The organism is Gordonia sp. ABKF26, from assembly GCF_041103195.1.
In the GTDB taxonomy this organism is placed as follows: domain Bacteria; phylum Actinomycetota; class Actinomycetes; order Mycobacteriales; family Mycobacteriaceae; genus Gordonia; species Gordonia terrae.
This window is the reverse complement of the sequence record NZ_JBGCVZ010000003.1, coordinates 4,120,502-4,133,781: the sequence shown is the minus strand read 5'-3', so window position 1 is coordinate 4,133,781 and position 13,280 is coordinate 4,120,502. Positions and strand designations below refer to the sequence as shown.

General features: G+C 68.9%; 12 protein-coding genes. 8 read left to right on the top strand and 4 right to left on the bottom strand.

Annotated elements, in window-relative coordinates; translation table 11 throughout:
- Positions 1 to 26 precede the first annotated feature (26 nt).
- A complete protein-coding gene (locus AB4Z55_RS19110; RefSeq protein ID WP_248645106.1) occupies positions 27 to 764 on the top strand; it encodes a hypothetical protein in 738 nt (245 codons plus the stop codon).
- Here the strand turns inward: AB4Z55_RS19110 and AB4Z55_RS19105 are convergent.
- Entirely contained in the window at positions 700 to 2,643 is a 1,944-nt protein-coding gene (locus AB4Z55_RS19105) for a heavy metal translocating P-type ATPase (RefSeq protein WP_369520310.1), read from the bottom strand. The genes AB4Z55_RS19110 and AB4Z55_RS19105 overlap by 65 nt on opposite strands.
- A gap of 92 nt (positions 2,644 to 2,735) precedes the next feature.
- On the opposite strand from AB4Z55_RS19105, the gene AB4Z55_RS19100 reads away from it, so the two are divergent.
- The 4 genes from AB4Z55_RS19100 to AB4Z55_RS19085 are packed head-to-tail and all read left to right on the top strand — an operon-like array spanning position 2,736 to position 7,543.
- On the top strand, positions 2,736 to 3,098 hold the full coding sequence (locus AB4Z55_RS19100; RefSeq protein WP_004021707.1) for a metalloregulator ArsR/SmtB family transcription factor: 363 nt from the start codon (positions 2,736 to 2,738) through the stop codon (positions 3,096 to 3,098).
- Between the two features lie 40 nt (positions 3,099 to 3,138).
- On the top strand, positions 3,139 to 3,942 hold the full coding sequence (locus AB4Z55_RS19095; RefSeq protein ID WP_369520309.1) for an enoyl-CoA hydratase: 804 nt from the start codon (positions 3,139 to 3,141) through the stop codon (positions 3,940 to 3,942).
- Between the two features lie 57 nt (positions 3,943 to 3,999).
- On the top strand, positions 4,000 to 7,287 hold the full coding sequence (locus AB4Z55_RS19090) for an error-prone DNA polymerase (protein ID WP_369520308.1): 3,288 nt from the start codon (positions 4,000 to 4,002) through the stop codon (positions 7,285 to 7,287).
- Between the two features lie 28 nt (positions 7,288 to 7,315).
- Positions 7,316 to 7,543, top strand: coding sequence for a DUF167 domain-containing protein (locus AB4Z55_RS19085; protein ID WP_354560151.1), 228 nt, complete (start codon positions 7,316 to 7,318; stop codon positions 7,541 to 7,543).
- 2 nt (positions 7,544 to 7,545) lie between these two features.
- On the opposite strand, the gene AB4Z55_RS19080 is transcribed toward AB4Z55_RS19085, so the two are convergent.
- Together AB4Z55_RS19080 and AB4Z55_RS19075 are read right to left on the bottom strand one after the other, a co-directional pair.
- Positions 7,546 to 8,010: a tRNA (cytidine(34)-2'-O)-methyltransferase gene (locus AB4Z55_RS19080; protein WP_033203743.1), complete on the bottom strand. Its 465-nt coding sequence runs from the start codon at positions 8,008 to 8,010 to the stop codon at positions 7,546 to 7,548.
- Between the two features lie 55 nt (positions 8,011 to 8,065).
- Positions 8,066 to 9,007, bottom strand: coding sequence for a serine/threonine dehydratase (locus AB4Z55_RS19075; protein WP_369520307.1), 942 nt, complete (start codon positions 9,005 to 9,007; stop codon positions 8,066 to 8,068).
- 84 nt (positions 9,008 to 9,091) lie between these two features.
- On the opposite strand from AB4Z55_RS19075, the gene AB4Z55_RS19070 reads away from it, so the two are divergent.
- From AB4Z55_RS19070 to AB4Z55_RS19060, 3 genes are all read left to right on the top strand, one after another.
- The gene (locus tag AB4Z55_RS19070; RefSeq protein ID WP_197505665.1) at positions 9,092 to 9,967 is read left to right on the top strand and encodes a bifunctional methylenetetrahydrofolate dehydrogenase/methenyltetrahydrofolate cyclohydrolase; all 876 of its coding nucleotides are present in this window, start codon (positions 9,092 to 9,094) and stop codon (positions 9,965 to 9,967) included.
- A 110-nt stretch (positions 9,968 to 10,077) separates the two neighbouring features.
- Positions 10,078 to 10,341, top strand: coding sequence for a DUF3017 domain-containing protein (locus AB4Z55_RS19065; RefSeq protein ID WP_004021699.1), 264 nt, complete (start codon positions 10,078 to 10,080; stop codon positions 10,339 to 10,341).
- Between the two features lie 167 nt (positions 10,342 to 10,508).
- Positions 10,509 to 12,086, top strand: coding sequence for an Hsp70 family protein (locus tag AB4Z55_RS19060; RefSeq protein WP_369520306.1), 1,578 nt, complete (start codon positions 10,509 to 10,511; stop codon positions 12,084 to 12,086).
- A 33-nt stretch (positions 12,087 to 12,119) separates the two neighbouring features.
- On the opposite strand, the gene AB4Z55_RS19055 is transcribed toward AB4Z55_RS19060, so the two are convergent.
- The gene (locus AB4Z55_RS19055) at positions 12,120 to 13,274 is read right to left on the bottom strand and encodes a homoserine O-acetyltransferase (protein ID WP_101819089.1); all 1,155 of its coding nucleotides are present in this window, start codon (positions 13,272 to 13,274) and stop codon (positions 12,120 to 12,122) included.
- Between the last annotated feature and the right edge of the window lie 6 nt (positions 13,275 to 13,280).

Sequence of the window (13,280 nt, the reverse complement as noted above, 5' to 3'; positions counted from 1 at the left end):
GCTCACGAATTGAAACGGACTGGCTCATGTACCCCGCTTCTCGCCTCGCACTGCCCCCTAGCTCCGCACTACTCGGTCTCGCAGCGCTCTCCTTCCTGCTGTATCCGTTGCTGCGTGGTTTCGGCCCGGAGGTCGGAGTCGCCGGCGCCCGGCATCTCGGCTCCCCGAGCTGGGTCGCCGCACATGTGGCGGCGATGATCGGATTCGTCGCCCTGGCCATCGCTCTGCGCCGGGGAGCCGACGATCCGCGACGACGGTCGACCGAACTGCTCGCCTGGCTCGCGACCTGTCTGCTCCTCCCGTACTACGGCGCGGAGACGTTCGCGCTCAACGACGTCGGTCAGTGGGTCACCTCGGGTGGTGATCCGGCCGCGATGGCGGTTGCCGACGATTTCCGGATGTCGCCGGTCCCGCTCGTGACCTTTGTCGCCGGATGGGTGCTGCTGGGGTGGGTGGCGGTTCGGCTCGTGCGGGACGACGGCCGGGCTGCGTCGCCGCAACGGTGGGGTGTCCGGATGACCGCGATCGGGCTCCTGCTCTTTCTTCCGCAGTTCTTCGCGCCGGGGCCGGTGCGCATCGCGCACGGGATCATCCTGGGTCTCGGTCTCGCGATCTGGGCGATCACCGAAGCCCGGCGCGACGACGGCGTCAGCGCCGCGAACTCGACTGTGCGCCCGAAACCGTCGACTGTGCGTCCGATTACGCCGACTGTGCACCCCGAGACCCCGACCACGCAGAACTTCGGAGCAGACGTGCGCCGTTGAGGGCGACCAGAACGGTGGAACCCTCGTGACCGGCCACGGCCAGGGGGAGAGGCAGGGTTCCGATCAGGTCCCAGGTCACGAGCGCGACGATCACGGTCGCCGCGATGCAGAGGTTGGCGATCACGTAGCGACGGGCGAGGCGTGACAACCGGATCAGTGCGGCGACCGCGGTGAGATCGTCGCGGACGATGATCGCGTCGGCCGTCTGAACTGCGAGATCAGCCCCACGGCGCCCCATCGCGACGCCGGTCCCGGCTGCGATGAGCGCCGGTGCGTCGTTGATCCCGTCGCCGACCACCAGCACGTGCCCGCCCGCCTCGCCGACGACCCGGACCTTGTCTTCCGGCAGGAGGTCGGCGTACATCTCGTCGATGCCGGTCCGGGCGGCGACGTCGGCCGCGACCGACGGGCGGTCGCCGGTCAGCAGGAGGACCGGACCCGACGTGACGTCGCCGATCAGACGTACCGCGTCGGCCGCATTGTCCCGGAGACGGTCGACGAGCTCGACCCGACCGATCTCCACGTCGTCGACGAGCACGCCGACCACGGTGCCGGTCGAGGCGGCGAGCGTGCGCTCGACGGTGATCCGGCGTCCACCGACCGTGCCGGTGACGCCGCGCCCGGGAAGTGCCCGGAAGTCGTCGACCGGTTGAACATCCAGCCCGCGGTCGGCCGCGGCCGTCACGACCGCGCGACCCAGCGGGTGTTCGCTGGGGTGCTCGACCGCTGCGGCGAGTGCCAGTACCTCCGACGGCTCGCGACCATCGAGCGCCGTCACATCGACGACCTGGGGCCGCCCCTCCGTCAGGGTGCCGGTCTTGTCGAAGGCGACGACGGAGGTCCGTCCGACCGACTCCATCGCCGCGGCGGACTTGACCAGGACGCCGTGGCGGCCGGCGTTGGCGATCGACGCCAGCAGCGGCGGCATCGTCGACAGGACGACAGCGCAGGGTGAGGCCACGATCATGAACACGATGGCTCGGCGCAGGGACTCATCGAAGGCGCTGTCGGACAACAGCATCGGGATACCCAGCACCAGAAGTGTGGCGACCACGACGATCGCGGAGTATGCCTGCTCGACCTTCTCGATGAAGAGCTGGGTCGGCGCCTTCGTCTCGGAGGCCTCGGCGACGAGTGTCGCGATGCGCGCGATCACCGACTCCGACGCCGGACGTGATACTTCGACGATCAAGGCGCCGGTGCCGTTGACGGTGCCGGAGAGCACCTCGTCACCGGCCTCGCGCACGATGGGTACCGACTCGCCGGTCACCGCCTGCTGGTCGACGTCGCTCCGGCCGCGGACGACCACTCCGTCGGCGCCGATCCGTTCACCGGGTCGGACGAGGATCTGTTGTCCCACGTCGAGGTCGCGACAGTCGATCTCGTGTGTCGTGCCGTCGGCTGCGTAGCGGGTGGCCCGCTCGGGGGCCAGCCCGAGCAGCGCGGTCACCGAGTCGGCGGTGCGCTGGGTGACGACGACCTCCAGTGCGCCCGAGGTCGCGAAGATCACGATCAGCAGCGCGCCGTCGACGACCTGTCCGATCGACGCGGCCGCGATGGCGGCGACGATCATCAGCAGATCGACGTCGAGTCGTCGCTGCCGGAGTTCCTGCAGGCCGGACCGGGTCGGTTCCCACCCGCCGCTCAGGTAGCACGCGAGAAACACGGTCCACCACGACCATTCGGGCGCGTTGCCGAGTTGGAGCAACCACCCCGCGAGGAACAGAGCCAGCGCGATACCCGCTCGGCGCACCTCGGGCAGGCGGAGCCCGGTCCGGATCAACGACGGCGGGACGACGCTCCCGCGTTCGGCTCGCTGTCCCGGTGCATCGTCAGGTGCCGCGCGTTCCGTCGTGTCGGTCGCTCTCGTCGCGCCCATCGTGTCTCCCGTCTGCCGCCGACCAGATCCTGACAGTAACAGTTCATATGAAGATATATTCATGTGAAGGGCAACCGGTAGCATCTCGCTGCATGGGACACGGCATCGACGAGGGGATGCGGCCGGCTGCGCGGCTCGACCCGGAGTCGGCTGTGCATGTCGCCACCACGCTGCAGGCGCTCGCTACCCCGAGCCGATTGCTGATCCTCACCGCGTTGCGCTCCGGTCCGCGTTCGGTCACCGATCTCGCCGACGCCGTGGGCATGGAGCAGTCCGCGGTCTCCCATCAGCTCCGGTTGCTCCGGAATCTCGGACTGGTCACCGGCACGCGATCGGGTCGGTCGATCAGTTACAGCCTGTACGACAGTCATGTGGCCCAGCTGCTCGACGAGGCCGTCTACCACAGTGAACACCTGCGGCTCGGGCTCGCCGAGCGTCCGCCGTCGGCGGGTTGACCCCGGCGCCACGCGCAGGCGACGAACCGAAAGGCAGCGCATGAGTAGTGATCAGACGTCCACGCCGGTCGAACCGCCTCTGTTGATCGAGCAATCCGGAAGAGTGCGGACGCTCGTCCTCAACCGTCCGGAGGTCCGGAATGCGCTCAGTTCCGGCCTGATCGACGCTCTCCGAACCGAGCTGGCGAACGCGGATCACGCCGATGACGTCGACGTCGTCATCCTCACCGGCGCGGGGTCGGCATTCTGTGCCGGCCTGGACCTGGCCGAGTTGGGCTCGTCGACCGAGAGTGCTCGACTGCTCGATCATGCGGACGTACCTGTCGGGCATCCGTGGCGCCCCATCTCGAAGCCGATCATCGGCGCCGTCAACGGCGTTGCGGCCACCGGTGGTCTGGAGTTCGCCCTCGCGTGCGATGTACTGATCGCGTCCGAACGGGCTCGCTTCGTCGACACCCATTCACGGGTCGGGGTGTTGCCGGGCTGGGGGCTGACATCCCGATTGCCGGAGGCGGTCGGCCGGGGTTTCGCGCGCCGCATGAGCTTGTCCGGGGAGTTCGTCGATGCCCAGACGGCGCTGCGGGTCGGTTTGGTGACCGAGGTGGTGGCCCATGATCAGCTGATGGCCTCGGCGATGGACCTCGCGGTGTCCATCGCCGGGAGTGACCAGCTCGCGGTGCGGACCATGCTCGACTCGTACCGGCGTGCCGAGGATCATCTCGTCGGTCCGGCGCTCGATGCGGAGCACTCCACCTCGGTGGAATGGATGGCGGGTTTCGACCCTGCTCGGGTGGCCGACCGTCGGTCCGGCATCGTCGAGCGTGGCCGGGTCAACAACAGCTGATCGACGGGGGCGGCAGTCCCGCTGTCGTATCGAACTCATGTTCGATAAACTCTGTGAGTGGGCTGGGATCAAGGGCCTCCGACATGGTCGGAGATGGAGCGGGTGCTCGCGGGCCGAGCGCCCGGGAACGCCGACCGGCCAGGCACCGAATTCGGCCCGGATCTCAGCGAATGGGCACCGTTTCCCGGCGACGGGGGTGACAGTCCGGCGTGGTCGCGCAAGCGCGGCGCCTATCAGGCCGAGGACATCTCCCGTGGTTCCTCGGCGGTGTCCTACGCCGAACTCCACGCGCACAGTTCGTACAGCTTCCTCGACGGTGCGTCGATGCCGGAAGAGCTGGTCGAGGAGGCGCAACGACTCGGTCTCCGCGCCCTGGCCGTCACCGATCACGACGGGTTCTACGGCATCGTGCGCTTCGCCGAGGCGGCCCGCGAGTTCGAGATGCCGACCGTCTTCGGCGCCGAGTTGTCGCTGGAGCCCGACGTCGCTCGGACGGGTCAGAACGATCCGCCGGGAGAGCATCTGCTGGTCCTCGCCCGGGACGGTGAGGGCTATCGGCGCCTGTCCCGGATCATCGCCGCCGCGCACATGGTCGCCGGGGAGAAGGGGCTGCTCCGCTACGACCGCGACACCCTGGCCGGTGCCGGTGGCGGGCACTGGCTCATCCTCACCGGGTGCCGGAAGGGTGCTCTGCGACGCGCCCTCGATCGCGGCGGCATCCCGGCCGCCGAGCAGGCGCTGCGGGAACTGATCGAGACCTACGGCCACGGCAACGTCGTCGTCGAGCTGACCGCGCAGGGCATGGCCGACGACGACGAACGCAATGCGGTGCTCGCCGGCCTCGCCGCCGGTGCGGGCGTGCCGACCGTCGCCACCACCGGCGCCCATTTCGCCGCGCCGCGACGCCGGCGGCTGGCGATGGCGATGGCCGCCGTTCGGGCCCGCACCGACATCGACACCATCTCGGGGTGGATGCCCGGGGTCGCCGGAGCGCACCTGCGCAGCGGTGACGAGATGGCCCGGCTGCTGCCCGCGCATCCCGATGCCATCGACAACGCGGTGGGCATCGCCGCGGACTGCGCATTCCATCTGGGCCTCATCGCGCCGCAGTTGCCGCCGTTCGACGTTCCTGACGGTCACACCGAGGCGAGCTGGCTGCGCGAACTCACCATGACCCGGGCACGCCGTCGCTACGGCACACCGGCCGAACATCCGCAGGCCTACCGGCAGATCGAGCACGAACTCGCTATCATCGAGACGCTCACGTTCCCCGGTTACTTCCTCGTCGTCGCCGACATCGTCGACTACTGCAAGGACAACGACATCCTGTGCCAGGGTCGGGGGAGCGCGGCCAACTCGGCCGTCTGCTACGCCCTCGGCATCACCAACGTCGACCCGGTCGCCAACACGCTGCTCTTCGAACGGTTCCTGGCCCCCGAGCGCGACGGGCCGCCCGACATCGACATCGACATCGAATCCGACCGACGCGAGGAGGCCATCCAGTACGTCTACCGCCGCTACACCCGGGAGCGCAGCGCGCAGGTCGCCAACGTCATCACCTACCGAGGGAAGTCGGCGATCCGGGACATGGCCCGGGCGCTCGGCTATGCGCCGGGCCAGCAGGACGCCTGGGCCAAGATGCCCGACACGGCACCGACCGACGTCGCCGAGCTGGCCGGCGAGATCCTCGGGATGCCACGGCATCTGGGTATCCACTCCGGCGGCATGGTGATCTGCGACCGGCCGATCGCCGATGTCTGCCCCACGGAGTGGGCGCGGATGGAGAACCGCAGCGTCCTGCAGTGGGACAAGGACGACTGCGCCGCCATCGGGCTGGTCAAGTTCGACATGCTGGGCCTCGGCATGCTCTCCGCGCTGCACTACGCGATCGATCTGGTCGCCGAACACAAGGGGGTCGACGTCGACCTGGCCACCCTCGACCTCGGTGAACCGGCAGTGTACGAGATGCTCTGTCGCGCAGACTCGGTCGGCGTGTTCCAGGTGGAGTCACGTGCGCAGATGGCCACGCTCCCGCGGTTGAAGCCGCGCTGCTTCTACGACCTCGTCGTCGAGGTGGCACTGATCCGTCCCGGCCCCATCCAGGGCGGCTCGGTGCATCCGTTCATCAAGCGGCGCAACGGGGAAGAGCCGGTGACGGTCGAGCATCCGTCGATGAGCAAGGCGCTCGAACGCACCCTGGGAGTGCCGCTGTTCCAGGAACAGCTGATGCAGCTGGCCGTCGACGTGGCCGGCTTCGACGCCTCCGAGGCAGATCAGCTGCGCCGGGCGATGGGATCCAAGCGGTCGCCGGAGAAGATGGAACGTCTGCGGCAACGCTTCTACGAGGGGATGGAGAACCTGCACGGCATCACCGGGGACATCGCCGACCGCATCTTCGAGAAGATGGCAGCGTTCGCCAATTTCGGTTTCCCGGAGAGTCATTCGCAGAGTTTCGCGTCACTGGTGTTCTACTCGTCGTGGTTCAAGCTGCATCATCCGGCGGCATTCTGCGCCGCGTTGCTGCGGGCTCAGCCGATGGGCTTCTACTCGCCGCAGACCCTGGTTGCCGACGCCCGGCGACACGGCGTCACGATCCATCGTCCCGACATCAATGCCTCACTCGCGCACGCCACCCTGGAGAACGAGGGTCTCGACGTCCGGTTGGGTCTCGACGGGGTGCGCGGGGTCGGGGAGGAGGCGGCGCAGCGCATCGTCGAACGGCGGTCCGACGGCCCGTACCTCGACATCACCGATCTCTCTCGCCGCGCCGGGCTGACGACCAAGGAACTCGAGGGGCTCGCCGGCGCCGGCGCCTTCGACGGGTTCGGCCTCAGCCGGCGACAGGCCCTGTGGGAGGCGGGGGCCGCCGCGACGGTGCGTGACGATCAGTTGGCCCTGGAGTCGGCGCAGGCGACCCCCACACTCCCGGGACTGTCCGACGTCGAACTCGCGGCCACCGACGCCTGGGCCACCGGGATCACACCCACGTCGTACCCGACACAGTTCCTGCGCCCCCGGCTCGACGCGATGGGCGTGCTGGCCGCCGACCGACTGCTGTCGGTGCCCGACGGTTCGCGGGTGCTGATCGGTGGTGCGGTGACCCACCGCCAACGACCCGCCACCGCGTCCGGGGTGACCTTCATCAACCTCGAGGACGAGACCGGGATGGTCAACGTGGTGTGCTCGGTCGGCCTGTGGGCGCGGTACCGTGTACTCGCCCAGACGGCGCCCGCACTGCTGGTCCGCGGACGGGTGCAGAACGCCGAAGGTGCTGTGACCGTCGTCGCAGATCGTCTGCAACGCATGGATCTTCGGGTGGGAAGCAGATCCAGGGACTGGCAGTAGTGCTCGAGCAGAATCAGGGAAAGAGTCGATGCCGCAACAGGTCGTGGTGACCGTCAAACCGAAGAGCAGCAAGGGCCCGTTGGTCGAGACGGGGCCCGACGGCGCGATCATCGTCTACGTCCGCGAGCCTGCAACGGAGGGCCGGGCGAACAAGGCCGTCTCCGAACTGCTCGCCGCTCACCTCGGGGTTCCGAACAGCAGGATCGCGCTCATCGGCGGCGCCACGGCACGAACCAAGCGCTATCGCGTCGGCTGATCCTAGACAGCACCGGAAAAGCCGTGCTGCCGCCACGCCTCGTACACCACGATGCTCGCGGCGTTGGCCAGGTTGTGGGAACGACGACCGGCGAGCATGGGGATGCGCACCCGGTCGGTGACCTCGGGTTCGTCGAGGACCTCCGCGGGCAACCCGGTCGGTTCCGGGCCGAACAGCAGCACGTCACCGGGCCGGTAGTCGACGTCGGTGTGGTACCGCTCGGCGTGGGCGGTGAACGCGAACACCCGCTCCGGCTTCAGCGTCGTCCAGGCGGTCACCAGGTTGGGATGAACCGTGACATTGGCCATCTCGTGGTAGTCGAGTCCCGCGCGTTTCACCTGCGCGTCGGACATGGAGAAACCGAGCGGTTCGATGAGGTGGAGTTCGCACCCCGTATTGGCGGCCAGCCGGATCGCATTGCCCGTGTTCGGCGGGATGCACGGCTGGTAGAACATGATTCGGAACATGATGGTGTCAGCGTAGTCGGTGCCGTACGAAGCGTATTCCACTCGATCCCGCCCCTCACACCGCCAACGCGGTGTTGGCCCCGCACAGCACGATGCACAGCGTCGAATCCGGTTGCGGCCGAATCTGTCCCGAGGTCACACCGGCGACGGCCGTGGCGGTGCCGTGTTCGACGAGGATGCGATGGGAGTCCCAGAGCATCCGTCGCGCCGCGATGATCTGGTCGTCGGTCACGATGATGCTGCGGACGGCGGGGTTCTCGGCGACGGCATTCCAGCACAGGTCGCCGACCCGGGTCGCGCCGAGAGAGTCGGCGGCCACGCTCTCCAGTTCGACGGGCACGGGCGTCCCTGCGGCGAGTGCCTGGTGCAGGCACGAGGCACCGAGCGGTTCGACGCCGACGAGGTGATCGCCCGGGCGTAGCGTCGCGGCGAGGCCGGCCAGCAGTCCGCCACCACCGACACAGACGACGGTCGTGAGTGGCCCGGGCACGTCGTCGATGAGCTCGAGACCGATCGTGCCCGCGCCGGCGACGATGTCCGGTAGATCGTAGGCGTGGAGCGCCAGTGCGCCCGTCTGATCTGCGAGCTCCTCGGCCGCGTCGGCGGCCTCGGAGTAGCGCCGTCCGATGAGGTGGACCCGCGCACCCGCCGTGCGCAGCGCGTCGATCTTGACCGGCGGTGCCGTCTCGGGGATCACCACGGTGACCGGGACGCCGACGATTCGCGCCGCGACCGTCGCGCCGAGCGCGGCATTGCCGCCGGAGGCGACGAGCACACCGGCGTCGGTCAGGACCCCTTGGTCACGGGCATGGAGGGTCGCCCACAGACTGCCTCGCGGTTTGAAACATCCGCCGAGCTGGGTGTACTCGAGTTTGAGGGCCACGTCGACCGGGCCGTCGACGGTGTCGATGACCGTGCGCAGCATCGGCGTGCGTCGGAGATGGGGAGTGATCGCCGCGCGGGCGAGGTCGACGTCTACGGGTACCACGGTCACCACCCCGACCCTAGCGATGCCCGGCTGTGCATGACGCGTCCGTCCGTCGATGTCGGTTTACGCGGGCACGAGTGGAAGAATGTCGGCGTGACCGCGATACGACTCGATGGGAAGACCACGCGCGACGAGATCTTCGCTGATCTGGCCGAACGGGTGGAGAAGCTCCGGCTGGCGGGTGTCACCCCTGGTCTCGGAACCGTTCTGGTCGGCGATGACCCGGGTTCGCACTCCTACGTCAAGGGCAAGCACGCCGACTGCGCGCGCATCGGTGTCGCGTCGATCCGCAAAGATCTCCCGGCCGACGCCACGACCGAACAACTCAACGCCGCGATCGACGAACTCAACGCGGATCCGGCCTGCACCGGCTACATCGTGCAGTTGCCGCTGCCCCGGCACCTCGACGAGAACGCCGCGCTCGAGCGGATCGATCCGCTCAAGGACGCCGACGGACTCCATCCGATCAATCTTGGGCGGCTGGTCCTGGGCAAGGAATCGACGCTGCCCTGCACCCCGCGCGGCGTCATCCACCTGCTGCGCCGCTACGACGTCCCGCTGGCCGGAGCCCGGGTCACCGTCGTCGGGCGCGGCGTCACCATCGGCAGGCCCATCGGTCTGCTCCTCACCCGCCGCAGCGAGAACGCCACGGTCACCCTGTGCCACACCGGGACCACCGATCTCGCGTCCGAGATCGAACGCGCCGACATCGTGGTCGCCGCCGCGGGTGTGCCGCACCTCATCACCGCGGACATGGTCAAGCCAGGTGCCGCGGTGGTCGACGTGGGGGTCAGCCGCACCGACGAGGGTCGTCTCGTCGGCGACGTACATCCCGACGTCTGGGACGTCGCCGGCCACGTGTCACCGAACCCCGGCGGCGTGGGACCGCTGACGCGAGCGTTCCTGCTCGTCAACGTTGTCGAACGCGCGGAGCAGACGCTCGCCTCCGGGGGTGGCGGCGACGCGTGACCCGAGACGAGCACCCGAGTGAGTCCGCTCACTCCCAGCCGCGTGGTGTGGACAACTCCCGCCCGGGAGGCCGGACCCGCGCTTCCGCCGACCGCACCCGCCTCCGGGAGATGCTCGTCCAGCTCCCGTATCTGCTGGTGATGGTGGGTGTGCTCGTCGCGGCACTGCTCGTGATGTTCGATCGCTGGCGGCGTGGTTCGTTCGTCTTCGGGGCGGCGCTGCTCGTGGGCGCCGTACTACGAGCTTTCATACCGTCGTCGCAAGCCGGATTGCTGCAGGTCAGGGGTAAGACGTTCGACGTCACGGTGATGGCGACGGTCGGCGGTGTGATGCTGTGGCTGGCGGCGTCGATCGACTCTTTGGGCACGGATTGATTACAATAGAGACCTGAGCGTGACCTGACGGCCAGTCGTCCGCTCGACCAGGCACTTTCCGCTGCCCTGCCGCAGACGCACCGACCGCTGGAGTTTGTATCACTGCATCACCAACCGACGACACCGTGAGCGAAGTGACGTCCATGGGCGTGTCAGCAGGTGCTGGCATGATCCACTACGTCCTCCTGACGCGTGACGATCTCGGTCGCAGTGTGGTCGACTCGCGCGTCATCGACGTCGACCCCACCGACGGTCTCGATCCGGCCGGTCGCGTCAACGCCGGCATCGACGTGATGCTGTCCGCAGCCCGCGAGTCCGCGACGAGGGTGGGACCCATCGGGGTGGCCGCACGCACGGGCAGTCAGCGCCGACAACTGCGTTCGAGGGGCAGCGGCCCCCGCCGCCAGGTCCGCCTCGCCGGCGAGGACGAGGCCGTTCTGGCCTACCTCGCCGACACCGGGGAGGTCGACCGCTTCACCGCCGCGGTCGTCGTCGACTGCGGCGACACCGGTATGTCTCTCTACACCGTCGACCCCCGCGAGGGCCGGATCGGCAATCCCGAACACTCGACGGTTCTGAGCGGCCGTCGCCTGGACCGATCCATCGTCGACCAGCTGACCGCGGACAACCCGGCCCTCGGTGAAGCCGGCCGCACCCGGGCCGATCGCAGCGAGTTGCGCAGCGCCTGCCGGACCGCGAAGGAAGAGATCTCCTACGGCGGGACTTCGTCCGCGGCCGAGTCCGTGGTGGCGGTCTCGGCGGGCGCGGGGCGCGTGACGCTGTCGGCGGCGCATGTCGAGCAGGCGATCGAGCCGATGATCCGGGACGCGAGAGAGGTGTTCACCCGGTACATCGACGCCGCACGATCGCGCGGCGTACGGCCGGACGCAGTGATCTTCATCGGCGGCCTCGCCAACCTTCCCGCGGTGCGCACGATCGCATCTGGGCATGATCTGGAAGTTGTCGGTCCGACCGCTCCGGAACTGGTCGTGGCCACCGGCGCAGCCCTGCTTGCGCTCCAGAGTTATTCGGGCGCAGCGCGTCTGGCGTTCATCGGCGGCAAACCGCAACGTGAGTGGCTCTCCGCGACACCCATCGCGGTCGCCGGAGCCGTCATCGCCGCCACGCTCATGACGATCTACGCGGTGAGCTCGTCATTCGCGGATCGTCCGGCCGTTGATCCGCAGCCCTCGGTCAGCAGCAGCGTGCCACCGGCCGCGGCGACCAGTGACAGCGACCCGCCGGTCGCCCCGAGACCCCCCTCGCAGCCGATCACCCGGATTCCGGATGAGCCCGTCGAGCCGACCGTCGTGGCCCCTGTCCCGACCCAACAGCCCATGCCGCAGACCGGCTGGAACGATCCGCCGGCCTGGGCGACCACGGAGTTGCCGCCGACCCGCCCGTCGACGAGCACCAGCACCCGCACGCTGTCGCCGTTCCCGTGGCCGGAGTTGCCGTTCCCGCCCGGATCGACGCCGACGATCCCGCCGGAACTGTTGCCGCCGGGTTTCCTCCCGCCGAGCGCCGCGCCCACGCCTCCGCCTCCGACGTATACGACGCCGACGCCGGAGTCTCCGCGCACCGGTTCGGCACGGCCGAGCAGCACGCGCGCCCAGGGGGCGACCCAGGCGCCGTCGGTGCCCGACTCAGGGCAGCCCGCTGATCGGGGCGGGGAGTCGGCACCGCAGATCCCGCCGTCGCCTCAGCCCAGCAGTCCGGTGCCCACGGTTCCCGCGCCGCGCTGACGAGAGGTCGCCGACGGCCGGATCGGGACGCCCTCAGGCGTCGCGTCGCGCGAGTTCGACTGTGCGCTTGAGCAGATCGCTGATGGCGTCGAACTCGGTCAGGAAGCCGTCGTGACCGGTGTCGGAGTGGACGACCTGGAGGCCGCCGACGCAGTTGCCCAGCTCCTCGGCGAGTTCGACCTGGAGCCGGATCGGGTAGAGGCGGTCGGAGTCGATTCCCCCGACGATCACCGGAACGGTGCATGCGTTGAGCGCCTTGGCTACTCCGCCGCGACCGCGACCGACATCGTGATGGTTGAGGACCTCGGTGAGGACGACGTAGCTCGCCGGGTCGAAGCGCGACATCAGCTTCGACGCCTGATGGTCGAGGTAGCTCTGCACCGCGTAGCGCCCGCCGGTCAGCGGATTCTCGTCGCCCTGGGCGTCGTTCGCGAATCGGCTGTCGAGCTCGGGCTCGCTGCGATACATGAGATGGGCGATTCGACGAGCGATTCCCATGCCCTGCAACGGGGTTCGTCCAGTGCCGTGATAGTCGCCACCGCGCCAGTCCGGGTCGGCCTTGATCGCGGCGATCTGAGCGGACTGGATACCGATCTGGTCCGCGGTCGCGCGGGCGCCGACGGCGAGGACGAGTGCACTGCGCACCCGGTCGGGGTACTCGATGACCCACTCGAGGGCGCGCGCACCACCCATCGACCCGCCGAGAACCGCACCGACGCTGGTGATTCCGAGGCGATCGAGCAATGCCACCTCGGCGCGTACCTGGTCGAGTACGGTGATCTGCGGGAAACGAGAACCCCACGGACGGCCGTCGGGGGCGATGGAACCCGGGCCGGTGGACCCCTTGCATCCCCCGAGGACGTTGGCGGAGATGACGCACCACTCGTCGGTGTCGATGGCCTGCCCGGGCCCGATCAACCCGTCCCACCATCCGGCCGAGTCGTGATCGGCGTCGGCGGGTCCGGTGACATGCGAGTCACCCGTCAGCGCATGGAGAGTGAGGATCACGTTGTCGCGGGACGGCGACAACGTCCCCCAGCGCTGGAACGCCAGGGTGACGTCGTCGATCCGTGCTCCGCTGTCGAGAGGCAGCGATCCGATCGGGATGCCGACGAGTTCCCCGTCCGGGAGAGACTCCCAATCGGGCTGATCAGACGCTGTCGCGTTCAGGTCGATACTCACCGACAAAGCTGC